This window comes from Rhodococcus sp. NPDC060084 (genome assembly GCF_042730335.1).
In the GTDB taxonomy this organism is placed as follows: Bacteria; Actinomycetota; Actinomycetes; order Mycobacteriales; family Mycobacteriaceae; genus Rhodococcus.
Map to the genome: position 1 here is coordinate 138,550 of NZ_JBHWWX010000004.1, position 23,118 is coordinate 161,667.

At 66.7% G+C, this 23,118-nt stretch carries 18 protein-coding genes; 7 read left to right on the plus strand and 11 right to left on the minus strand.

What is annotated here, in order from left to right; translation table 11 throughout:
- Nucleotide 1 precedes the first annotated feature (1 nt).
- Complete coding sequence (locus ACFWBU_RS04070) at nt 2-658, minus strand: urea amidolyase associated protein UAAP2 (protein WP_169652664.1); 657 nt, start codon at nt 656-658, stop codon at nt 2-4.
- Nucleotide 659: 1 nt separating this feature from the next.
- Nucleotides 660-1,502, minus strand: coding sequence for an urea amidolyase associated protein UAAP1 (locus tag ACFWBU_RS04075; protein ID WP_169652663.1), 843 nt, complete (start codon nt 1,500-1,502; stop codon nt 660-662).
- A gap of 175 nt (nt 1,503-1,677) precedes the next feature.
- Between ACFWBU_RS04075 and ACFWBU_RS04080 the strand changes: the two genes are divergently transcribed.
- Nucleotides 1,678-2,337, plus strand: coding sequence for a TetR/AcrR family transcriptional regulator (locus ACFWBU_RS04080; RefSeq protein WP_169652662.1), 660 nt, complete (start codon nt 1,678-1,680; stop codon nt 2,335-2,337).
- A gap of 16 nt (nt 2,338-2,353) precedes the next feature.
- Here the strand turns inward: ACFWBU_RS04080 and ctaD are convergent, their stop codons facing one another.
- Entirely contained in the window at nt 2,354-4,108 is a 1,755-nt protein-coding gene (gene ctaD / locus ACFWBU_RS04085; RefSeq protein ID WP_169622682.1) for a cytochrome c oxidase subunit I, read from the minus strand.
- Between the two features lie 121 nt (nt 4,109-4,229).
- Nucleotides 4,230-5,261, minus strand: a complete 1,032-nt coding sequence (locus tag ACFWBU_RS04090; RefSeq protein WP_169652661.1) for an LLM class flavin-dependent oxidoreductase — start codon at nt 5,259-5,261, stop codon at nt 4,230-4,232.
- A gap of 149 nt (nt 5,262-5,410) precedes the next feature.
- Between ACFWBU_RS04090 and ACFWBU_RS04095 the strand changes: the two genes are divergently transcribed.
- From ACFWBU_RS04095 to fadD1, 4 genes are all read left to right on the plus strand, one after another.
- The gene (locus ACFWBU_RS04095) at nt 5,411-6,211 is read left to right on the plus strand and encodes an SDR family NAD(P)-dependent oxidoreductase (protein ID WP_206037341.1); all 801 of its coding nucleotides are present in this window, start codon (nt 5,411-5,413) and stop codon (nt 6,209-6,211) included.
- 135 nt (nt 6,212-6,346) lie between these two features.
- On the plus strand, nt 6,347-7,672 hold the full coding sequence (locus ACFWBU_RS04100; RefSeq protein WP_296548959.1) for an NAD(P)/FAD-dependent oxidoreductase: 1,326 nt from the start codon (nt 6,347-6,349) through the stop codon (nt 7,670-7,672).
- The gene (locus ACFWBU_RS04105; protein ID WP_378527583.1) at nt 7,669-8,640 is read left to right on the plus strand and encodes an alpha/beta hydrolase; all 972 of its coding nucleotides are present in this window, start codon (nt 7,669-7,671) and stop codon (nt 8,638-8,640) included. Before ACFWBU_RS04100 ends, ACFWBU_RS04105 begins: the two co-directional genes overlap by 4 nt.
- Before the next feature lie 11 nt (nt 8,641-8,651).
- Nucleotides 8,652-10,223, plus strand: a complete 1,572-nt coding sequence (gene fadD1 / locus ACFWBU_RS04110) for a fatty-acid--CoA ligase FadD1 (RefSeq protein WP_378527584.1) — start codon at nt 8,652-8,654, stop codon at nt 10,221-10,223.
- A gap of 48 nt (nt 10,224-10,271) precedes the next feature.
- Here fadD1 and ACFWBU_RS04115 read toward each other — a convergent pair whose 3' ends face one another.
- The 5 genes from ACFWBU_RS04115 to ACFWBU_RS04135 all read right to left on the minus strand — a co-directional run bounded on the left by ACFWBU_RS04115 (nt 10,272) and on the right by ACFWBU_RS04135 (nt 14,488).
- On the minus strand, nt 10,272-11,033 hold the full coding sequence (locus tag ACFWBU_RS04115; protein WP_169622678.1) for a hypothetical protein: 762 nt from the start codon (nt 11,031-11,033) through the stop codon (nt 10,272-10,274).
- Between the two features lie 126 nt (nt 11,034-11,159).
- The gene (locus ACFWBU_RS04120; protein ID WP_378527586.1) at nt 11,160-11,741 is read right to left on the minus strand and encodes a hypothetical protein; all 582 of its coding nucleotides are present in this window, start codon (nt 11,739-11,741) and stop codon (nt 11,160-11,162) included.
- Nucleotides 11,738-12,595 (minus strand): ParA family protein, encoded by an 858-nt coding sequence (locus ACFWBU_RS04125; protein ID WP_378527587.1) that lies wholly within the window; start codon nt 12,593-12,595, stop codon nt 11,738-11,740. The genes ACFWBU_RS04120 and ACFWBU_RS04125 overlap by 4 nt, the downstream gene beginning before the upstream one ends.
- 78 nt (nt 12,596-12,673) lie before the next feature.
- Nucleotides 12,674-13,093, minus strand: coding sequence for a hypothetical protein (locus ACFWBU_RS04130; RefSeq protein ID WP_240952687.1), 420 nt, complete (start codon nt 13,091-13,093; stop codon nt 12,674-12,676).
- 195 nt (nt 13,094-13,288) lie between these two features.
- Nucleotides 13,289-14,488, minus strand: a complete 1,200-nt coding sequence (locus ACFWBU_RS04135; protein ID WP_378527588.1) for a hypothetical protein — start codon at nt 14,486-14,488, stop codon at nt 13,289-13,291.
- A 770-nt stretch (nt 14,489-15,258) separates the two neighbouring features.
- On the opposite strand from ACFWBU_RS04135, the gene ACFWBU_RS04140 reads away from it, so the two are divergent.
- Nucleotides 15,259-20,736, plus strand: a complete 5,478-nt coding sequence (locus ACFWBU_RS04140) for a carboxyl transferase domain-containing protein (RefSeq protein ID WP_378527606.1) — start codon at nt 15,259-15,261, stop codon at nt 20,734-20,736.
- A 191-nt stretch (nt 20,737-20,927) separates the two neighbouring features.
- The gene (locus ACFWBU_RS04145) at nt 20,928-21,404 is read left to right on the plus strand and encodes a hypothetical protein (RefSeq protein ID WP_378527589.1); all 477 of its coding nucleotides are present in this window, start codon (nt 20,928-20,930) and stop codon (nt 21,402-21,404) included.
- A gap of 165 nt (nt 21,405-21,569) precedes the next feature.
- On the opposite strand, the gene ACFWBU_RS04150 is transcribed toward ACFWBU_RS04145, so the two are convergent.
- Nucleotides 21,570-22,283, minus strand: a complete 714-nt coding sequence (locus ACFWBU_RS04150; protein ID WP_378527590.1) for a maleylpyruvate isomerase family mycothiol-dependent enzyme — start codon at nt 22,281-22,283, stop codon at nt 21,570-21,572.
- Nucleotides 22,284-22,296: 13 nt separating this feature from the next.
- Complete coding sequence (locus tag ACFWBU_RS04155; protein ID WP_169622673.1) at nt 22,297-23,118, minus strand: fumarylacetoacetate hydrolase family protein; 822 nt, start codon at nt 23,116-23,118, stop codon at nt 22,297-22,299.

The following is a 23,118-nucleotide window of genomic DNA, read 5'->3' on the forward strand; positions in this document are numbered from 1 at the left end:
CTCATGCCTCCCGCGGCCGGGTGACGATCATCCGCACCGGAGTCGGATCGAAACCGTTGCAGGGGTTGTTGATCTGGGGGCAGTTCGACACGAGGACGAGTACGTCGCGTTCGGCCCGGATCGCGAGGCGCTTGCCGGGAGCCGACAGACCGTCGACGATGCCGAGGGTGCCGTCGGGCTCGACGGGCACGTTCATGAAGAAGTTGATGTTGGACACGAGGTCGCGCTTGCCGAGGCCCCATTTCGCGCCTTCGATGAGGAAGTTCTCGACGCATGCATGCTGGTGCTTGGTGTGATGCCCGTAGCGCAGGGTGTTCGATTCCTGCGAACACGCGCCGCCGACCGTGTCGTGGATGCCCACCTCGTCCGCGACGAGTGTCATCAGCGGTCCGCCGTCCGCGTCGCGCAGTACCGATCCCGTGGTCAGGAACAGGTTTCCCTGCCCTGCGACGGTGGCTGCGGCGCTGTAGCGGGCGGTGTGGTCGTGTGCGTCGTAGACGAGGGTGTCGACGGCCTGGTTGCCGTGGAGATCGACGATGGTGAGCACGTCGCCCGCGGCGACGACAGTGGACCAGGGTCCGCGGACCCCGACGACCTCGTCGAGCAGGACGCGGCCGGAAACGAGGGCGAGGTCCGTGGAGTCGAGCGTGGCGGTCATGTCAGTTCTCCATTCCGGAAGCAGCGGCAGCCCAGGCGTCTTCGGTGTTGAGCACGGCGCGTCGGTATTCGGGGTCGGTAGCGGGGAGCGAGTCGAGGTCGGCGGGGGCACGCCACGCGAGGATTTCGAGTGTGCTGGTCGGGAAGTCCTCTGCCGGGTCCAGCGGGTGCGCGGTGTTGGCGAGCAGCACGATCACCGGCAGGTGGAGAATCAATTCGACGTAGGTGTCGGGCCCCGCCGAGCCGGTACTCGTCAGCGTGCCGTCGTCCTCGACGCGCACGCCGTGGAAGAACGACAGCGACGGGGGCAGGTCGCGCGGGGCGAGATCGTGTTTCGCGGCGGCGACGGTGAAGAGTTCCCGTCCGGCGGGAGCTTCCGAGTGCAACTCTCCCGCTCCGTATTTCGCGGTGTTTCCCGCGAGGTGCGTGGTGCCGCACAGCGCGTCGTGGCGGCCGGAGGTATCGGCGACGATCGTGGCGAGCACCCGGCCCTGATCCGACAGCAGCGGATGGCCGGTTCCCAGATACGCCTGCCACGGCACTTTCAGCGTGTCGGCGACGTTGAGCCGCTCGTGCGGGGCGTCGGCGCGGAACAACAGGAGGTTCGCGCAGGCCGCACCGTGGATGTCGCGGAGTCGCAGGCGAGTTCCCCGGGCAAGCACCTTGCTCGTGTAGCGGCCACCGGGCACGGTCTCGGCCCAGACGAGGGAGGCGGCGCGTCCGGTGGGAGCGGCCGGCCACGCGGACGCCGGAACGGTGGGCATGCCGTCGGTGACGATGCCCGACTGTGCCCGTGCGTGGGCGCGGGCGGCGTGGGTGGTGGCCGTCGCGAGGGTCTCGGTCATGGTGCTCCGATCGTGGCGCTCGGGGAAACTGTCACTCGACAGTTTTCCGAGCGCGCATATTCGGGGAATTGCCGCGGCGTAACAACTCCGTGACCCATGTTTCGTCCGGATTTCGGAGTTCTCACGGCCGGACACGACCGCGCGGCGCACACGACCGTTGTGCCATGGTGAGGGAGTGACCCACGCAGGACCGGGCCGTCCCCGGCTACGAGAACCACGTCGCCCCGGCGCCACCGCGCGTGCCGAAATCCTCGATGCCGCAGCCGAACTCTTCACCACCCGGGGGTTCGCGTCGACATCGACCCGGCTCATCGCCGACGCGGTGGGCATCCGTCAGGCGTCGCTCTACAACCATTTCGCGACGAAGAACGACATCCTCGTCGCACTGCTGGAGGACACCGTCGAGCCCACGATCGAATTCGACGCGGGCCTGGATGACAATCACCCCGCGGCGGTGCGGTTGTGCGCACTGGCCTGGTTCGACACCGCGCAGTTGTGCGCGGGCAGATGGAATCTCGGTGCGCTGTATCTGCTGCCCGAGGTGCGCACCGAGCAGTTCGGGCGTTTCCGGGCAGAGCGGGAGCAGTTGGCGGTTCGTTATCGGGATCTGGCGGCCGAGATCGTCGGAGAGAACGATCCCCGGGCGGGCCTACCGTTCCGGCTCGTCGAGTCGGCCATCGCGATCCGCGCCGACGACGAACGAGTCGACGCCAAGCTCCCCGAGATGCTCGCGACGGCGTCGCTCGACGTTCTCGGCGTGAGCGACACCGCCGCTGTGAAGCGGCACGCACGTGCTCTCGTGATCGGGGTCCCCGATCTGCCTCCCGGGCACTGAGGCACGGGAGGCCGGGTCACCGGTTTTCGTCGGTGCTGTCCGACGGGGAACGGTTGGCCCCTTCGAGCACGTTGACCTCGCGCTTGTTGCTGCCCGGCCCGACGTGCGCCTCGGTGCGCATCTTCTCGGACATGTGCGGGTAGTGCAGTTCGAACGCGGGGCGCTCCGACCGGATCCGCGGTAGTTCGGTGAAGTTGTGCCGCGGCGGCGGGCAACTCGTTGCCCACTCGAGCGAGTTACCGAAGCCCCACGGGTCGTCGACCGTGACGACCTGGCCGTAGCGGTAACTTCTGAACACGTTCCACACGAACGGCAGCGTAGAGGCACCCACTATGAAGGCACCGACCGTCGAGACCGTGTTGAGCGTGGTGAACCCGTCCGACGGCAGATAATCCGCGTAGCGACGCGGCATGCCCTCGTTACCGAGCCAGTGCTGCACCAGGAAGGTGGTGTGGAAGCCGATGAAGGTCAGCCAGAAGTGCCACTTGCCGAGGCGTTCGTCGAGCATGCGCCCGGTCATCTTCGGGAACCAGAAATAGATGCCGGCGTACGTCGCGAACACGATCGTGCCGAAGAGCACGTAGTGGAAGTGCGCCACGACGAAGTACGAGTCGTGCAGGTGGAAGTCGAGCGGGGGGCTCGCCAGGATGATGCCGGACAGACCGCCGAACAGGAACGTGATGATGAAACCGACGGCGAACAGCATGGGTGTCTCGAAGGTGATCTGCCCTCTCCACATCGTGCCGATCCAGTTGAAGAACTTCACGCCCGTCGGGACGGCGATCAGGAACGTCATGAACGCGAAGAACGGCAGCAGCACCGCGCCGGTCGCGTACATGTGGTGCGCCCACACGGCGATCGACAGCGCCGCGATGGCGATCGTCGCGTAGACCAGACCGCTGTAGCCGAAGATCGGCTTGCGGCTGAAGACCGGGAAGATTTCCGAGACGATGCCGAAGAACGGCAGCGCGACGACATACACCTCCGGGTGGCCGAAGAACCAGAACAGGTGTTGCCAGAGGATCGCGCCACCGGTCGCGGGATCGTAGATGTGGCCCCCGAGCACCCTGTCGACGATCGCCCCCATGAACGCTGCCGCGAGCAGCGGGAACACCAGCAGGACCAGGATCATCGTGATGAAGATGTTCCAGGTGAAGATGGGCATGCGGAACATCGTCATGCCCGGAGCGCGCATGCAGACCACCGTGGTGATCATGTTGACCGCGCCCAGGATGGTGCCGAGACCCGTGATGACCAGGCCGAGGAACCATAGGTTCGCGCCGACACCCGGCGTGTGTTCCTCGGACGCCAGCGGCATGTACGACGTCCACCCGAAGTCGGCGGCACCCCGAGGGGTGACCAGGCTGTACACCACCGTGAGCGAGCCGAACAGGAAGAGCCAGTAGCTGAACGCGTTCAGCCGGGGAAACGCGACGTCGGGGGCGCCGATCTGCAGCGGGAGGATGTAGTTCGCGAACCCGAACACCACCGGGGTCGCGTACATCAGCAGCATGATTCCGCCGTGCACGGTGAAGAGCTGGTTGTACTGCTCGTTGGACAGGAACTGCAAGCCGGGACGCGCGAGCTCGGTGCGCATCAGCAACGCCAGCAGCCCGCCGATGAGGAAGAAGACGAAGGAGGTGACGATGTACATCAACCCGAGCGTCTTCGGATCGGTCGTGGTGATCAGGTCGCGAATGACCGCGCCCTTCGGCTTGCGTCGAGGGGGATACGGCCGCTTCGCCTCGACCGGAGCAATCACCGCGTTCATCGGGCCTCCTCACGCCGCACGGGGCGACGATCTCGACGATGCAGACGGACCTGCACGCGTTCGACGGCGTGCGTCCTCAGCCTGCGGGGCAAGCAGATGCGTCCCAGAGTAAGGCGTGTACCTATCCCGCGGAGCGGTTCTCGGTGATTAGTTTTCGATCCTCACGTAGTGCCGGAACGACCTTTTCGCCGAGCAACCGCATGCTCTCCCACGAGGGCTCCTCCGGCATTCCGGCACAGAGCGGATGGGTGGTGACGACCGGGAGAAAGCCCTCCCTGCACCGGCGGATCAGGCCGTCGGGCGTATCCACGACATAGGTGCCCGCGGCACGGAGTTCTTCGATCGTCGTGGATCGGTCGAACACGTGCGACAACGCCGTACCGCTCTGGTGCCATGCGGCGTAGCCCCGGGCATCGGCGAGCAGATGATCCCCGTACCGCGCCCAGAATTCGTCCGGATCGGCTGCGCAGAACACCGTTGCCGGTCCGGGCGGGGGCATCATCACGTGCCCGGGCCGGCGCCCGAGCCTCTCGCATTCCGCGCGGTACAGGTCGCGTAGCGCTTCGTCGGCGATCTGGGGCTGGAAATTGAGGCCGAGCCTTGCTGCCCGGCGCGCAGCGGTCGGTGTGCCACCGCCGTAATAGGCGACGGGGTGCGGGCGGGACAAGGGTGCCGGGGTCACGGCGCCGACCCGCCCGGCGCGGTCCACTCGCTGGGTCCGCAGTGCCTCGAGCACCAGTTCGAGTGCGTTTTCCGTGTCTTGCCCGCGACTGGTCCACGGTCGGCGATAGAGCGCGTACTCCTCGGTGCGATATCCGAGCGCGAACACATACGACACCCGGCCACCGGACAGCAGGTCGATCACCGCGATGTCCTCGGCGAGCCGCACGGGGTCGTAAAGATTGACGATCAGCGCAGAGACAGTGATGGGGATCGTGCGGGTCCGGGCCGCGAACGCCGCGGCGACCGGGAGCGGACTGGGCAGGTACCCGTCCTCCGAACCGTGGTGTTCGGAAAGCATGACGACGTCGTGCCCGGTGGATTCCGCGTACTCGACCTGTTCGAGTGCGCGCGCGAACAGCGCCTGCCGGTCGCGTGGTGTCGCACCGGGCGCACGGAAGTCGAAACGGGTCGCGAACAGGGTTCTGGACACGGCAGCCACTCGTTTCTCTCCGGCGTAACTCGGAACAGCCACAGCGTCGTCGTTTCACGCTGTGGGCGATTACCTTGCCGAATCACCGGACAACTGTCCAGACTCCTCGGTACGCGTGTTCCGGGTGTCGGCTCGAGGAGGATCGGTCCATGAACGGCAGGACAGCAGTGGTGATCGGCGGGGCGTCGGGAATCGGCTGGGCCACGGCCCGGCTTCTTCACACTCGCGGAGCGACCGTGGTGATCGCGGACATCGACGGGGCCGCCGCTCGCGCGCGGGCCGGCGAACTGGGCGCAGGCGCCCGTGCGAGCACCACCGACGTCACCGACGAGAGCAGTGTCGAAAGGCTCTTCGCCGAGGTGGTGGCGCGCGAAGGCGCTCCGGACACGGTCGTCGAATGTGCCGGGGTGTCGATGCCGGGGCGCATCACCGACCTCGCGCTCGAGGACTGGCAGACCACGGTCGATGTGTGCCTGACCGGTGCTTTTCTGGTCATGAAACATGCGGGGCGCGTGGTGCGCGACGGCGGCAGCATCACCACGATCGCGTCGCTCAACGGGCGGCAACCCGCTCCCGGGATGGCTGCGTACTGTGCGGCGAAGGCGGGCGTCCTCATGCTCACCGAGGTTGCGGCGCTCGAACTCGGTGCACGAGGAGTACGAGTGAACGCCGTCTCCCCCGGACTGGTCGACACCCCGCTCACAGCGGGAGTCGCGCTGGTGCCCGGTCTGCGCGAGGACTATCTCGAGAACACCCCTCTCGGACGCGCGGGACGTCCTGAGGAGGTCGCCGAGGTGGTCGCGTTCGTCGCCTCCGATGCGGCGACCTGGATGACCGGAGCGACGATCGACCTCAACGGCGGCGCCCACACGCGCCGCTACCCCGATCTGCTCGCGCACCTCGCCGCGATGGCATCGCCGCTGCCGGACGCCACGAACCCGGGAAAGTAACCGCGATCCACGCCGGTGCGGCGGTGTGGTCCCGGCGGCGCGGACAAGGCATGGCTCTACCCGAGAACGTGTTCTACATTGTGACCGTCGTCACCGAACACTCCGGATTCACCCGACGTTGGGGGAAGGTCATACATGTCGGCACCGAGTACCGCTGTCATCGGCGCGGGAATCAGCGGCCTGACCACGAGCAAGATGCTGTCCGACTACGGCGTGCCCTACACGTGCTTCGAGATGTCCGATCGCGTGGGCGGGAACTGGGCCTTCGGTAACCCCAACGGACGCAGCAGTGCTTACCGTTCGCTGCACATCGACACGTCGAAGCATCAGTTGTCGTTCAAGGACTATCCGATGCCGGCGTCGTATCCCGATTTTCCTCACCACTCCCAGATCAAGGACTACCTCGACGGATATACCGACGCCTTCGGCCTCCGCGACAACATCGAGTTCGGCAACGAGGTGCTCCGCGCCCGGCGCCTGGACGAAGGGGGCTGGGAACTCGACCTGGCAGACGGCGGCACCCGGCGGTTCGAGTTCCTCGTTGTCGCCAACGGCCATCACTGGGACCCCCGGGTCCCCCGATTTCCGGGCGACTTCACCGGGGTGGCGATGCACTCCCACCACTACATCGATCCGCAGACTCCGCTCGATTTCGCGGGCAAGCGCATTCTTGTCGTCGGCATCGGCAACAGTGCCGCCGACATCGCCGTCGAACTGTCATCGAGAACGCTTCGGACGGAGGTGACGCTCTCGACTCGGTCGAGTGCGTGGATCGTTCCCAAATACATCGCCGGGCGCCCCGCCGACAAGTACTACCGGACGGTGCCCTACGTACCGCTGGCCTGGCAGCGCAAGCTCGCACAGTGGGGGCAACCCCTGCTCTCCGGCAGGCCGGAGTTGTACGGTCTCCCGTCGCCCAACCACAAATTCTTCGAAGCCCACCCCACGCAGTCGGTGGAGTTGCCACTGCGTCTGGGTTCGGGCGACATCACCCCGAAACCCGACATCGAGCGGTTCGACGGCCGCACAGTGCATTTCGTCGACGGTAGCTCGACCGAGATCGATATCGCCGTCTACGCGACCGGCTACAACATCACGTTCCCGTTCTTCGAACCCGATTTCCTCAGTGCGCCGGACAATCACATCGCGCTCTACAAACGGATCTTCGCACCGGGACTCCCCGACCTCGCCTTCGCCGGTTTCGCACAGGCGACGCCGACGCTGTTCCCCTTCGTCGAATGTCAGGCGCGGGTGATCGCCGCGTATGCCGTCGGCCGCTACGCACTGCCCGCGGACGACGAGATGGAACGGGTCATCGTCGCGGACCAGCAGAAATTCACCGGGCACATGCTGGATCGTCCACGGCACACCCAGCAACTCGATTATTTCGCGTACGAGCACGACATCCGCACACACGAACTGCCGGCCGGACTTGCCCGTGCCCACGGAGGCGACCGATGACATTCCACTCCTTGCAGTTCCGGTCACGCGACGCCGATGTCGACGCCTGGCACTTCCCCGCGAAACCGGGACGGCTCGACGCGTCCGGACGAGCGCCGGTCGTCATCATGGCGCACGGACTCGGAGGAACGAAGGACTCCGGACTCACCCCGTTCGCGGAACGCTTCGCCGATGCGGGGATGCACGTCGTGGCGTTCGACTACCGGGGGTTCGGTTCGTCCGGCGGTGACGACCGTCAGCGCGTGGACCTCGACGGCCAGCTCGCCGATTACCGTGCCGCGATCGACGCGGCGCGGCGCCTCGACGGAGTGGACCCGGATCGCGTCGTACTGTGGGGTGTCTCGCTGTCGGGTGGTCATGTCCTGACGATCGCCGCACACGACTCGGGTATCGCAGCGGTTGTGGCACTCACACCGCTGGTCGACGGCCTCGCCGCCGGACTGCTCGCCGCGCGTCACACACCGGCGGCGAGCCTGCTGAGATCCACCGCCACGGGCGTTCGAAGCAAAGTCGGATCACGAATCGGTCGCGGTGCCAACATGATTCCGCTGGTCGGGGAACCCGGCGACATCGCAGCGTTGAATCTCGACGGGCACCGCGAGGGCTATCTCGCCATCGCGGGCCCCACCTGGCGCAACGAAGTCGACGCGACGATCGTGCTGGAACTCGGTACCTACCGCCCCGGCCGCCACGCCGCGTCGATCCGGTGCCCGGTACTGGTGCAGATCGCGGACTTCGATCGCAGTGCGCCACCCCACTCCGCTGCCCAGGCAGCCTTCCGGGCGCGCGCCGAGGTTCGCCATTATCCCTGCGACCACTTCGACGTGTGGCCCGGGAAAGACTGGTTCGATCCGGCAGTGACGCACCAGATCTTCTTCCTGACACGGCATCTCGCGGACTCTTCGACTCCGAAGCCGGACACCCCCGAGGTCTCCGGCGACCCCGTCTCTCCCCTCCCACCACACTGAGGACGATCACCATGGCCGACACCGTTCAGCAGGCACTGCGCGCACTACTCGACGACGACACCGCGGCGATCGTTCACGACACCGGACGCTGGACCTGGCGAGAGCATCTGACGGAGGCGTCGGCTCAGGCCTCGGCACTGCTTTCGATTCTCGACCACACCCGGCCGGTGCATGTCGGCACGCTACTCGGCAATACACCCGACATGCTGCACGCTGTGGCGGCCGCAGGGCTCGGAGGGTTCCCCCTCGTCGGCATCAACACCACGCGACGCGGCGAGAGCCTGGCCGGAGACATCCGACGCGCCGATTGCCAGGTGGTGCTCACCGATCCGGCGCATGCCCCGCTCCTCGACGGACTCGATCTCGGTGACATCACGGTGCTCGACGTCGCGAGCCCGCAGTGGCGGTTGCTGGTCGAAGGTGCGCCTCCCCTCGAGCCGTACCGCGAGGTGGAGATGATGGACCCGTTCATGCTGATCTTCACCTCCGGTACGAGCGGCGACCCCAAACCCGTTCTGCTCGCTCAGATCATGGTGATCTTCGCGGGCAACAACCTGGTGTCGCGCTTCTCGATCACCTCGGACGACATCGCCTACCTGTCGATGCCGATGTTCCACTCGAACGCGATCCTCGCCGGGTGGTGCGTGTCGCTGTGCAGCGGCGCAGCCATGGCGCCGGCGACGTTCTCCGCGTCGGCCTTTCTCGACGACATCCGCCGCTACGGAGCGACGTACATGAACTACGTCGGCAAGCCTCTCGCATACCTTCTGGCGACGACCGAACAGAAGGACGATGCCGACAATCCGCTGCGGGTGGCCTTCGGCAACGAGGCAACCGACCGCGACATCGACGAGTTCGCGAGGCGGTTCGGGTGCACCGTATGGGACGGCTTCGGTTCGACGGAGACAGCCGTCATCATCACCCGCGAGGAGGGCACGCCCGAAGGCTCCATCGGAAAAGGACTCGCCGGGGTGGAGGTGTACGACCCCGTCACCGTCACGCAGTGCGCGCCTGCCGAGTTCGACCACAACGGTGCCTTGAGCAACGCGGACAAGGCCATCGGCGAACTCGTCAACACGCAAGGGGGCGGCTTCTTCACCGGTTACTACAACGATCAGGAGTCGACCGACGAGCGGATGCGGCACGGCATGTTCTGGTCGGGAGATCTGGCATACAAGGACGCCGACGGCTGGATCTATCTCGCCGGCCGCACCGCGGACTGGATGCGCGTGGACGGTGAGAACCTCGCGGCGGCACCGATCGAGCGGATCCTCCAGCGGCTTCCGCAACTGAGCCGGGTGGCGGTCTACGGTGTTCCCGACGAACACGTCGGCGACCAGGTGATGGCAGCCATGGTGCTCCGCGACGACACCACACTCACCCCGGATGAGTTCTCCGAATTCCTTGCTGCTCAGGCGGATCTGTCACCGAAGGCGTGGCCGCGCCACGTCCGGATCGACGCCGACCTGCCGGTCACCGCGACCAACAAGATCCTCAAACGCGAACTGAAGGAGCAGGGAACAACCGCCGGAGCCGGCGCGCTGTGGTTGCGGACGGGTACCGACTACACCCCGGTGTCGTAACCGCCCGGCCACGCGGGCACGGGTCGCGCAGGGCCGCTCGCCGACCGCTCAGCTGCTACGTGCGAGGTACTCACCGAGCGCGGGGGCCTTCGGTCCGTCGAGACGCCAGAACGTGTCTCCGTCGTGCGACTCGATGTCGCCGCTGAGGAAACCCGCGACGGCGTCGGCGGCGGTGGTGGGGTCGGGGAAACGTCGCCCCTCCATCGGTCCCCGCGTGATCTCGAGCGCGCCCGTAGTCGTGTCGAAGCGTCCCTGCACGCGGTAACCGCCGACATCGGCGCACACCGCGACGCGCGGGTCGACCTCTTCCGGCTGCGCTGCGGGACGCGCTGCGGGGGCTGCCGTCCGGCGGGGGCTGCGCCGCGTAGGAGCGCACGTACGAGTGGTGTCCTTGACCGCGTCGAGCCCCAGCAGGTCCCAGCGGTCGAGGCCGTGCGCAACACCACTGAGCGGGATGGGATGACTCCCGGTCGCGGTCCGGCCCGGGCGCTCGGTGAGCCACAGCGCGACCTCTTCCTCGATCCCGGCCTCGATCTCGGCCGACTCGACGATATAGAACGCGGGGGGCTTCTGCCCGAGGTCGACGAAGACCCAGTGCGACGACCCGGTCTCGTCACTGCCGGCGATGCCGTCCTGCCGACGAGCGAGCCACGGTCCGCCCTCGGTGGTCCGCACGCGGACCACCCGCTTGACCCCGTCGGTACCGCGGACCTTGACGGTGCGCTGGTCGTCGAGAGGTTCTGCGCGTCCGCCGCGCTGTTGAACGTCCGTCACAAAAGCGGCCATGCCCTGACCTGCGATATCACCCATGCCTGCTGTCCTTCTCTCGTGCACGAAAACCGACGCGAGGTGGCGTGACGGCGTCGCCGCACAACTCGGGGGGTCTGCTGGTAACCCTACGGGTCTCAGCCTGGTAACGACAGTTTCTGTGAAGCATCACCGAAATACGTCCCCCTTCGTGGTCAGGGCTTTGACCCGTTCGACGATGCGATCACGCAGTTTCGAGGGCGTGCGCCACCGCATCGCGAGCTTGTCGTAGTCCATCGCGTGCTCGGCGATGATGTCCTTGAGCCGCTCCGCGTCGAGGGCGTCGAGTTGCACCCGCAGCCCGGGCTCGCCGGCTTCGCGGTAGACAGCGAACGGGTCGAACGGGCCGGGCGCGCGCTTGCCGCGACGAGCAGGCGCTTTCTGCGCCGGGGCTACGCTCCCTTCCGGGGCTGTGTCGTGAGCCGGGGCTGTGTTTTCGGGGTCCGCCGCACCGAGCGCATATCGGATACTCGAGGCGCCTCCTGGCCCGGATGCCGGTCCCGCTCCCGGTGACAACGCTCCCTGCGAGAGCACGGTCGACAGCGACTTCGCGAAGCGGGGCGTACGGGCCGCTTCGTCGGCGACGACCCGGACGAGCGCGACGAGTTGTCCCGCCGTCCCCGGCGCGGTGTCGTCGAGCCTGAGCAGTGCCGCGGTCGCTTCGCCGATCTGCATGCGCAGACGAGCCTCGCCGGTGTCCGGTTTCGTCACAGGTACACCTGCGCGTTCATCAGAATCGTCTCGGTGAGAATCCGCAGCGCGTCGAACTGCCCCGTATTGCCGTACTTGCGCTTGAGAGTGCCGTACGGCACGAACTCTGCGGAGGCGGCGATCTGGTTCGCTTCCGGAACCCACGCGGGTACGACGTCGGCGATCCGGTCGTCACGCTGCAACTGTTCGATGATGCTGCGGTGGAGGTTGGAAGCGCTGCGATACTTCGTGATGACCAGACCGATTTCCCGGAGGGGATGACCCGTGCGCTGCGCAAACTCCTGAATACGCTTCTGCAGCTGGGGAATTCCGTACGTCGACAGGATGTCCGGGATGGTCGGGATCAGATACCCGTCGGCCGATCTCAAACCGTTGAGGGTGAGCATGCCCAGGTTGGGCGGGCAGTCGAGGAGTATGTAGTCGTATCGATCGGCGATCGGTTCGATCGCCGTCGTGAGGATCTCGATCGGCCGATGCGACCCGGGATCCGCATACTGCCGGTGGCTGAGACCCTCCTGGATCTCGATGAGATCGAGCGAGGACGCCAGGAGATCCACCCCGCGCACGGCCCGGACCGGCGAGACGTCGTGCTGAAGGGCCTTCTCGATGTCGAACGACGCGGTATCGGATTCGATCGCACCCCGGAACAGCGCCGCAAGGGTGCGGTCGAGCTCGTTGAGTTCCTTCCAGCGCTCCTCACCGATCATCATGGTGGTGAGGTTCGTCTGGGGGTCGAGGTCGACGAGCAGTACCCGCTGCCCGAACTCGGCGGCCATGAACTCGCCCAACGCCGCGGTCGTCGTGGTCTTACCGACGCCACCTTTCAGGTTGATCGTCGCGATTACCCGCGCCACCGTGCACCTCTTCGGAAAGATCGACTGCTCTTCCGATAGAAACGTACACCGCGATCCGGACAAACATGACGTCCGGTCTTATCTGCCCTTCGCCTCGACACCGACTCTCTCCAGCCCGCCCGAGGTATCCGCGCGGACGACCGAGTCGGCAGTTGCGAACCCGCTGAGCGCAAGCGCAGGCGCGCGGTCGACGACCGCGTGCACCACGCGCCCTTCCGACATGAACACGATCATTCCTTCGGCGCCCACCGTCGGGAGGTCCTTCCACACGAGACCCGAGGTATCGAGGATGCGGTTGACCTCGCTCATGAGCAGAGGAACGCGGAAGTAGTACATCCGGTCCCAGTCCTCCCCCTGCAGGTCCGCAACCTGCGCGAGATCACCGAGCGTGCGTTCCTGACCGCCGGCGAGCACCTCGCTGAACGCTGATTCGAGCTGGGGATCGTCCACCACCGTCACCGCAGGATCCCCCCCGCATCCTGCGATGACCATCGCCATGACCCCGGCTGCTACCCCTGCCGATACCCGTCGTGCAAACACCCACGCCACCCCCGTCATTCGACCCCCAGATGAACGCGAGGAAGCTACCACCGAATCGGACATTTGCACCAGTGAGGCGTCTCACATTTTGGGGACTGGGTGGCCGGACCCTGCCACACGCGGGAAACCTGTGACCGGACACAACGGACACGGTCAATCCTTGCCGGTGAGCTCCGCAATGTCGCTCCGGAGCGCGGTGTGCAGCGAACCGATGAGTTCCGCGGCCGACCCGAACTGGTCGCCGACGAAGTCGGTGTTCTCGGCCGAGAGCTCGCGCGCGCCCGACCGCCCGATGAGATCGTCGATACGCTCGTCGAGGCTCGCGGTGCGGCGTGCGACATCGACCATGCCCATCCGGCTTTCCGCGTTTCCGAGCAGATCGCCGATCCTGGCGAGCGCCGCCACCCGGGCGAGAAGCTGGTCCCACACGGGATCGAGCGCCGCGACCCGCGCGTCCAGCGCAGCCCGTGCGCCGGCGCCCCGTTCGGCCGGGATACTCCCGATCGCGGCGCCCAATTCCGCGAGCAGTCCGCGCAACGACACCGTATCGACGGCGATCTGAGTGATTTCCTCGGCCAGATCGAGCTGGGCCCGCTGTACCGCGAAGTACTCGGAGCGCCACGCCGCCGACGACTCGATCCGGTCGTAGAGGGAGCCCGCCAGGAACAACAGGGTGTCGTACCGGTCGACGAACCGGTCGTCGTCCTCCGGCATCCGGCGCGCGAGGAGATCCGCCGCTCGGCGGCCGGCGTCTGCGGCGGGGGTGCGCTCCGACCACCGCGACACACGGTCCACCGCCACGGACAGGGCGGCACCTCGGGCCTGTTCGGCGGGCGCGACCGGCAGCGGCGCCGGAGTCTGCCGCAACGCCGCGAACAACGCTTCCCGCTGATCGAGTTCGAGGTGGAGCCCATCGCGGCGATCCCTGCGAACCGCACGCACACCCTGCGCGTAGTGCGACGGCGAATGCACGATGGTCTGCTCGGCAGCGCGGAGGCGCTTGGCGAGTTCGTTCGCGCGGTATTCGAGGACCAGGCGGGCGGCCCCGGGACGCTGCCTGCCCAGGCGGGCCACGAGATGAGCATGCTCGTCGGAAAGAAGGCGCAACGCTCCGAAACCGTCGACGGTGGGGAATCGCCGACCGGCACGCCGCCGGTTCGCGAGGACCGTGCGTGCCGATTCGTCGAGATGACCCGCGGCCAGCGCGAGTGCCGCCGCATCCGAGAGCGGGCCGTGCCTGCCGTCGATGGCACACCGGTCGCACCAGCGGCGCACCTGTCCCGCGACGCGTTTCCGTCGCAGGTCGGGCGTTTCGAACTCGTCGGATACATCGGGTCGGTCTGAGCCGGGCATCGGGGCCTCCTCGTCGCCTTACTGTCTTCCACTGTCCCAGAAAACCGCGGTCTCCGATCGGCCCGGCGACGGACTACGCGATGCCCGGACGAGACTTCGGCACGCGTGTGCGGGCGAATCAGTTCGATTGAGCGGACGCCGTATTCACCATTCGTGATCGATGTCACAGAAAGAGCCGGGCACGATCCTCCATCGGTCCACATGCGCTCGTGGATTGTCAAAATCGTTGCGGCACAAACGCCTACCCGGCGGTACGACGAGGGCAGTCGGCCCCGCTGCAAGTTACCCACCGGTGTTACCGCGCGGTACGAGCGAACGAGCCCACCGTAGCCGGCCCTCCTTCCCGCGGACGACCCCCGAAAAGCCCTGTACGGCAACGTTCGAGACCCGAAAAAGGAACGGTTTCCGCAGGTCACGCCGATTCGGGAAGTCAAACGTGACAAAGCCTCATGTTTCGGCCATGCTGTTACCCGTACGGGGCGTTTCCATCCGCACGGGGGTGTGTGTCGTCGATGGCGACGGCCACCGGATGAGGACAGGGGCGCGTTCGCACCGCCTTGACGATTCGGTTCGACAGAACCACAGCGTCGGCGATCGACACACGCATGCCCACCACACAGCACGAGGAGCCGACCGATCGATGTTCCCGCTCACGTTTACCGATCCGTGACGTAGGAACCGAAGACCGGATAAATTGTCTTCCTCATCGGGGTGGAGCTTTCGACGCGCGGCACCCACGCGCACAACCATGGAGAACGGTGGCAACGAGTATGTTCAAGCGGATCGCAGTGGTCAACCGGGGTGAGGCGGCAGTCCGCCTCATCCGGGCAGTCCGGGAGCTCAACTCCGAACACGGCTACGGCATCAAGACGATCGCTCTGCACACGGACGCCGAACGCCGTGCCATGTTCGTCCGTCAGGCCGACGAAGGCGTCACCCTTCGCCCTTCGACGACGGCCGCGACTTCCTACCTCGATCACGCAGAACTCGAGCGCGCACTCCTCGAAGCGAAAGCCGACGCAGTCTGGGTCGGCTGGGGATTCGTGGCGGAAGATCCCGTCTTCGCCGACCTGTGCGCGCGGCTGAACATCACATTCATCGGTCCGTCCGCGGATGCGATGCGTCTCCTCGGTGACAAGGTCGAAGCCAAACTGCTCGCCGAGAAGGTCGGGGTGCCGGTCGCCCCGTGGTCCGGCGGACCCGTGGAGTCCCGCGCCGATGCGCGTCGTCATGCCCAGGCCATCGGTTACCCGCTCATCATCAAAGCGCGCTCCGGCGGCGGCGGTCGCGGCATCCGCAAGGTCTACGCCGAAGACGAACTCGAACTGGCACTCGAGCGCACGCAGGGCGAAGCCGAACGGTCCTTCGGCGACCCCGTCGTCTTCATCGAACGCCTCGTCACCGACGCGCGCCACGTCGAGGTGCAGGTCATCGCCGACACGCACGGCAACGTGTGGGCTCCCGGCGTGCGTGACTGCTCCATCCAGCGCAAGAACCAGAAGGTCATCGAGGAATCGGCTTCCCCGCTGCTCACCGCGGAACAGTCCGACCACCTGCGCTCGGTGTCCGCCGACCTCGTCCGGGCCGCGGGATACTGCGGCGCCGGAACCGTCGAGTACCTCTACCAGCCGCACTTGAAGACGTTCACCTTCCTCGAGGTCAACACCCGCCTGCAGGTCGAACACCCCATCACCGAGGTCACCACCGGCATCGACCTCGTCAAACTCCAGATCCTCGTCGCCTCCGGAGAGCCCCTCGTGGGTGACTGCCCGCCGGAATTCGGCCACGCGGTCGAGGCACGGCTCAACGCCGAGGATGCCGCCAACGGCTTCGCGCCCGCGCCCGGCACGGTGCAACTGCTCAAATTCCCGCTGGGGTCCGGCCTGCGGGTGGACACGGGCATCGCGCAGGGAGACGTGATCCCTCCCGACTACGACTCGATGGTCGCCAAGGTCATCGCTTGGGGACGGAACCGCGGCGAAGCGCTCGCACGCCTGCGCACCGCCCTGCGAGAAACCACGGTCGTCCTCGACGGAGGCACCACCACCAAATCGTTCCTGCTCGACCTGCTCGACCGCCCGGAGGTCGTCGACGCGTCCGCCGACACCGGCTGGCTCGACCGCACCGGTGCCGGCAGCGAGTCCGGGCCGACGCGAGTCGCCGACATCGCACTCGTCGCAACCGCCGTCGATGTCTACAACGCCGACGAAGCCCGCGAGCGCACCGCGTTCCTCGCGTCCGCACGCGGCGGCCGGCCACGCGCCGGACATGCCGTCGGCCGCAAGATCGAACTGAGCTACCAGGGTCAGGCGTACGAACTCGTGGTCGGCCAGGTCGGACCGCACCGCTACCGGCTCGACACCGGAGTGACCGAGTTCGACGTCGAACTCGAACGTCTCGGAGACTACGAATCGCGGCTCACGCTCGACGGTCGCCGCCACCACGTCGTCTCGATAGCCGGGCCCGCCCATTTCCTCGTCGAGGTCGACGGGATCAGCCACCAGATCAGCCAGGACGAGGCCGGAGTCGTCCGCACTCCGGCGCCCGCTGTCGTCGTTGCCGTCCCCGTCGCGGTCGGCGACGAGGTCGAAGCCGGGCAGACGCTCGTCGTTCTCGAGTCGATGAAGATGGAGACCGCGGTCCGCGCTCCGTTCGCCGGTAAGGTCCGCGAGATCCTCGCCGTCGTCAACGCCCAGGTGGACGCCGGCGCCCCGCTGCTGCGCGTCGACCAGATCGTCGAAGAAGTCGTCACCGAAGCCGTCGAGCGCGTGGAGTTCCCCACCCCCGGACCGGCGCTCAGCGACGATCTCGCTGCGGATGCGCTGGCGCGGCTCGATTCGCTCGGAGCGCTCATCACCGGGTACGACGTCTCGGCCAAACGGACCGCGGCGCTTCTCGCCGAGTACGAGCGTCTCTCGGCAGGTGTGCGGTCGTGTGATCTCGTGCGCGCCGAACTCGCTCTGCTGACCACGTTCGCAGACGTCTGCGACCTTTCGCGCAACCGTCCGACCGACGAAGAGCGGAACACCGAAGACCGCGTGCACAGCCCCCGCGAGTTCTTCCACGGCTATCTGCAGTCGCTCGACGTCGAAGTAGGCGGTCTGCCCGACAGCTTCCGTGCTCGCCTCTCGCGCGCGTTGCGCCATTACGACGTGACCGACCTCGCGCGCACCCCCGACCTCGAAGACGCCGTATACCGGCTGTTCCTCGCGCTCGAACGTATCGAGACGCACGTGCCGGTCGTCACCGCACTGCTCGAGCGCTGGACCGACCGCCACGACACGGAGGCCGGCGTCTCCCACGAACTCAACGAAGTCCTCGACCGGTTGATCGTCGCGACGCAGGTCCGCTTCCCGGTCATCGGCGACACCGCACGCAACTTGCGCTACAGCTACTTCGAAGAGCCGATGATCCGGAAGGCGCGCGAGCAGGTGTACGACGGGGTGCGCGGTTCGCTCGCCTACCTCGCCGAGCACCCGCAGGCTGCCGACTACTCGCAGCGCATCGAGTCCCTCGTCACCACGCCCGAACCTCTCATCGACCTTCTCGCCCAGCAGATTTCACGCCCCGGCACCGTCCCCGGTCCGCTGCTCGAAGTCATCACGCGACGCGCCTACAAGATCCGGACCCTCGAGGACGTGCGGTCGTGCGTCGTCGACGGGCGCCAATTCGTCACCGGTAACTTCGATCTGCGGGGTACCCGGCTGTACCTGATCTCCGCGGAGACATCGCATTCCGGCCTCACCTCGGTACTCGACGCAATCGAGCAATCGGCGTCGAACCTGCCCGGTGTCGAGAACCTGGTGATCGACCTGTACGTCGCCTGGGAGGACGCGCCGGCCGACGCGGACGCTCAGGCCGCGGCGCTGTCCTCGGTCCTGTCCACCCGCGAGATCATCGCGCGCGCACGACGCGTGACGGTGACGGTGTGCCACACCGATATCGCCGAAGAGCACGTATTCACCTTCCGCGCCTACGAATCCGGGTACGCCGAGGAAGGCAATATCCGCGACATCCACCCGTTGACGGGGCAGCGTCTCGATCTGTGGCGACTGAAGAACTTCGACGGCACGCGCCTGCCCTCCAACCCGGACACGTACCTCTATCACATTGTCGCGCGGGACAATCCGTCCGACGAGCGCTTCATCGCCCTCACCGAGGTGCGGGATCTGACCCAGCAGCGCGACGACAGCGGCCGGATCGTGAGCCTGCCCGCCTTCGAACGTGCCCTCGCGAGTTCGCTCGACGGCATGCGCCGCGCCCAGGCCGCACGCGGTGGACGACGCCTCGATACGAACCGTGTGGTCCTCTACGTCTGGCCCGTCGTCGACCTCGACGTGAAGGATCTGCGCCGGATCGCCCGCAGTGCCGCACCGTTGACCGTGGGTGCGGGCCTCGAGGAGATCACCGTCATCGGATGGTTGCGCGAGAACCCGGGTCAGCCCGCGCGTGAAGTCGCGTTGCGCTTCTCGTACCGCTCCGGCGCCGGTGTCGTCGTGCGGGTCACCGAGCCGCCCAAGGAACCGCTCAAGCCGCTCGACGAGTACACCCAGAAGGTGCAGCGCTCGCGGGCCCGCGGAACCGTGTACCCCTACGAGCTGATTCCGCTGCTGACCGGCAGCGACGGTACGTTCGTCGAGTACGACTTCGACGAGCAGGGACAGTTCGGCGCCGTCGACCGCCCGTACGGCCGCAACACCGCCGGCCTCATCGTCGGCATCGTGGACACTCCGACGCCCCGCTATCCCGAGGGCATGACCCGGGTTGCTCTGTTCGGAGATCCCACCAAGGCACTGGGCACCGTCGCCGAAGCCGAGTGCTCGCGCCTGGTGGCCGCGATCGACCTTGCCGAGAGTCTCGGTGCGCCGGTCGAGTGGTTCGCGTTGTCGTCGGGTGCCACGATCTCGATGGACTCGGGTACCGAGAACATGGACTGGGTGTCGCGGGGTCTGCGCCGCATCATCACGTTCACCCAGAACGGCGGCGAGATCAACATCGTCGTGACCGGTATCAACGTCGGGGCGCAGCCGTACTGGAACGCCGAGGCGACGATGCTCATGCACACCAAGGGCATTCTCGTCATGACCCCGGACAGCGCGATGGTGCTCACCGGTAAGCAGTCGCTCGACTACTCCGGTGGAGTGTCCGCGGAGGACAACTTCGGTATCGGCGGATACGACCGCGTGATGGGTCCGAACGGCCAGGCCCAGTACTGGGCGCCGAATCTCCGAGTAGCGGTCGAAACCCTCTTTGCGCACTACGCGCACGCCTATGTCACTCCCGGCGAGCGCTTCCCGCGCAAAGCCGACTCCGCCGACCCGGTCGATCGCGACGTGCGCCTCTACCCGCACGTCCACCCGTCGAGCGACTTCACCACGGTCGGCGAGATCTTCTCGTCCGACACCAATCCGGATCGCAAGAAGCCGTTCGACATCCGCACCGTGATGCGCTCGGTCGTCGACCAGGACCACGCCGTGCTCGAACGGTGGGCCGACATGGCCGACGCCGACACCTCGGTGGTCTTCGACGCGCACCTGGGCGGTACCCCGGTCAGCGTGATCGGGATCGAGTCGCGCGCCATCCCCCGCAAGGGCTGGTTCCCGACAGACGGGCCGGACCAATGGACGTCCGGGACGTTGTTCCCGAAGTCGTCGAAGAAGACGGCCCGCGCCATCAATGCCGCAAGCGGAAACAGGCCGCTCGTGGTGCTCGCGAATCTGTCGGGCTTCGACGGATCGCCCGAGTCGCTGCGCAACCTGCAGCTCGAGTACGGCGCCGAAATCGGCCGGGCCATCGTCAATTTCGACGGTCCCATCGTCTTCGTGGTGGTGTCCCGGTACCACGGCGGAGCATTCGTCGTGTTCTCGGGCGCACTGAACGAGAACATGGAAGTACTTGCGGTCGAAGGCTCGTTCGCGTCCGTTCTCGGCGGCGCTCCCGCTGCCGCGGTGGTCTTCACCCGGGACGTCAACAAGCGCACGGCGAGCGATCCCCGCATCACGGAGATCGAGTCACGTCTGGCGGCAGCCGAAGACGGGGAGAAGTCCCGTCTCGGTGTCGAACTGGGCGCCTTGCGCGTCGCGGTACGGTCCGAAAAGCTCGGCGAGGTCGCTGCGGAGTTCGAGGCGATCCACAACATCCAGCGTGCCCAGCGGATGGGCTCGGTGCACCGGATCGTTCCCGCCGCCGAACTGCGCCCGCAGATCATCGCTGCCGTGCAGCGAGGAATGGCGAAATCGCTCGCCTGACACGGCCGAGCACAGGGGGCCCGCACCGATCGGTTCGGGCCCCCTGTGTGTGTGCCTCCGGACACAAGACCCTGTGCAGCACAAACGATCCGGGACGCAATGCACGTCGATTTCTGACTTCTTTCTCAGGAATGTTTCATGTCCCGCTCCTACCTTCGGTACTGAGGACCAGTAAGGAAAGGGGTGCGGAAATGCGCATCGACAAGCGATGGCTCATCGCGGGTGTCGCGGCAGTGGCCGTGGCAGCCGGTTCGGTGGGGATCGCAACCGCAGTGGACTCCGACGAACCCACAGGTCCCGGCGAAGTGGTCGCACAGACCCAGGACGGCACGCAGGAAGCGGAGGACGGCCAGGACACCCACGACTCCACCGATCGGGGCCGCGAACGTCCGGACTCGGCGACGGCTCCGGACGCGCAGCGTGATGTCGAACGCGAACCGGGCGACCGCACGCGCCACGGCGGAGAGCGACCCGACGGACCGAGAGGACCGCATTCGGACCGCGAGACCGGACCCGAGGAGGGTGACGGACCTCGTGCAGAGCGCGGACAGGGCGACGGCCTGCGCGACGGGCGCGGACCCGGTGCCCACCATCGTGAGCACGAAGGCGAGCACCCGGACCACGACTCCGGACCTCATGACACCGAGCAGGACGGTACGCACACCTAGGCCCCTGCTCGCCGTCCGGCGAGGTGGACCACCGGAACAAGAGCCCTGCCGCGCATGCGCGGAGGGGCTCTTCGTGCCTCGGTCGCTGTCGACCGACCAGTTAGGTCACACCATGGCGAAGGCCCCTTCCATCTCGGATGGAAGGGGCCTTTCGTCTCGATCGGATCAGAGCCAGCGCGGGGGCGTCAGGTCTCCGCCTTCGACGCCGACGGCGCCGCGTCCGGCAGCCCACCGCACCACTGCAGGAAGCGAACCGCGCACCACGTGGATGGCTTCCGCGTCCGGCGTCACGGCGATCGTGCTGCCGCCGTCGACCTCGAGTGCGATACCCGCGCCGAGTTCCTTCTTCCGCCACATGCCGACGATGTCGTCGAGCAGCGACTCGAGGACCACCTTCGGGAAATCACCGAAGCGTCCGCCGTTGTCGAGATCCACCGCGTGGATCCAGACCTCACGCGTGCGCATCCAGACAGTTTCCTCGGCAGGAACCAAGCGGCCCTGTGCGGTCCGGACCTGCGCCTGCCACGCGGACTCCGGCAGGTGACGCCACTTCTCGTCGAGCCGGGCCACGGTGTGAGCAAACAGGTTACGAAGCGCGGCGGGACTCAGCGTGGCGCCCTCGGCGATCTCCTGCGCCCGCTGCTCGGTGGAGGCGTACATCGGGGTCTCCACACCGGTGGCAGCCCAATCCATCAACCGGCACAGTGCGGCCGCGTTGTACCCGATATGCGCCGTCAGGTGCTGGCGGGTCCACCCGTCGAGGAGGCTGGGTCCGGCGAGTTCGTCGTCGGTCAGTTCCGCGAGCCGCTGCGACAGGTACGCCGTGCCGCGACGTGCGATGAGCAGGCGTTCGGAGAGTTCGAGATCGTTGAATCCCACGGTCTTCCTTCTCCTACTTGATGATCGTCTTGTTCTTGACGGACCCGAGGCCCTCGATGGTGACCTCGCAGACGTTGCCGTCCTGGATGTAGCGTGCCGGCTTGCGGGCATGGCCCACGCCACCGGTGGTGCCGGTGATGATGACGTCGCCCGGCTGCAGCGTGACGATGTGCGAGATGTAGTCCACCAGCTTGGCCGGGGTGAACACCAGATCGTTGGTGTTCGACGACTGCATGACCTCACCCTCGAGGCGGGTTTCGATCTTGGTGCCGAGCTTGTAGTCGGTGTCGAGGACGGGGCCGAAGCCGCTGGTCTTCTCGAAGGTCTTGCCCTGGTCCCACTGCAGCGTGCGGTACTGGTAGTCGCGCATGGTGTAGTCGTTGATGACCGAGTAACCCGCGATGTACTCCTCGGCGTCGGCCTCGGACACCTGGTACGCCTGCTTGCCGATGACGACGGCGAGCTCAGCTTCCCAGTCGAGCTGCGAACCGGCGTACGCCGGGACGATCACGTCGTCGTACGGGCCGGTGAGGGCTTCCTTGAACTTCGAGAACAGCGTCGGGAACTCGGGGAGTTCGCGACCCATCTCCTGGATGTGGGTGGCGTAGTTGAGTCCGACGCACACGATCTTGCCGGGGCTGGGGACGACGGGTGCGTAGTCGGCATCGGCGAGGTCGACGGTCTTCCCCGCTGCCTTCTCGGCGACGGCCTTCCAGTCTGCGTCGTTCAGCAGTTCGGACAGATCGGCGTAGCCGTCGATCACGGTGGCGGTGGAGTCGTCGTCGACACGCACCGCAGCGGTTGCGCCGTCGAGTCGGAGAGTTGCAAGTCGCAT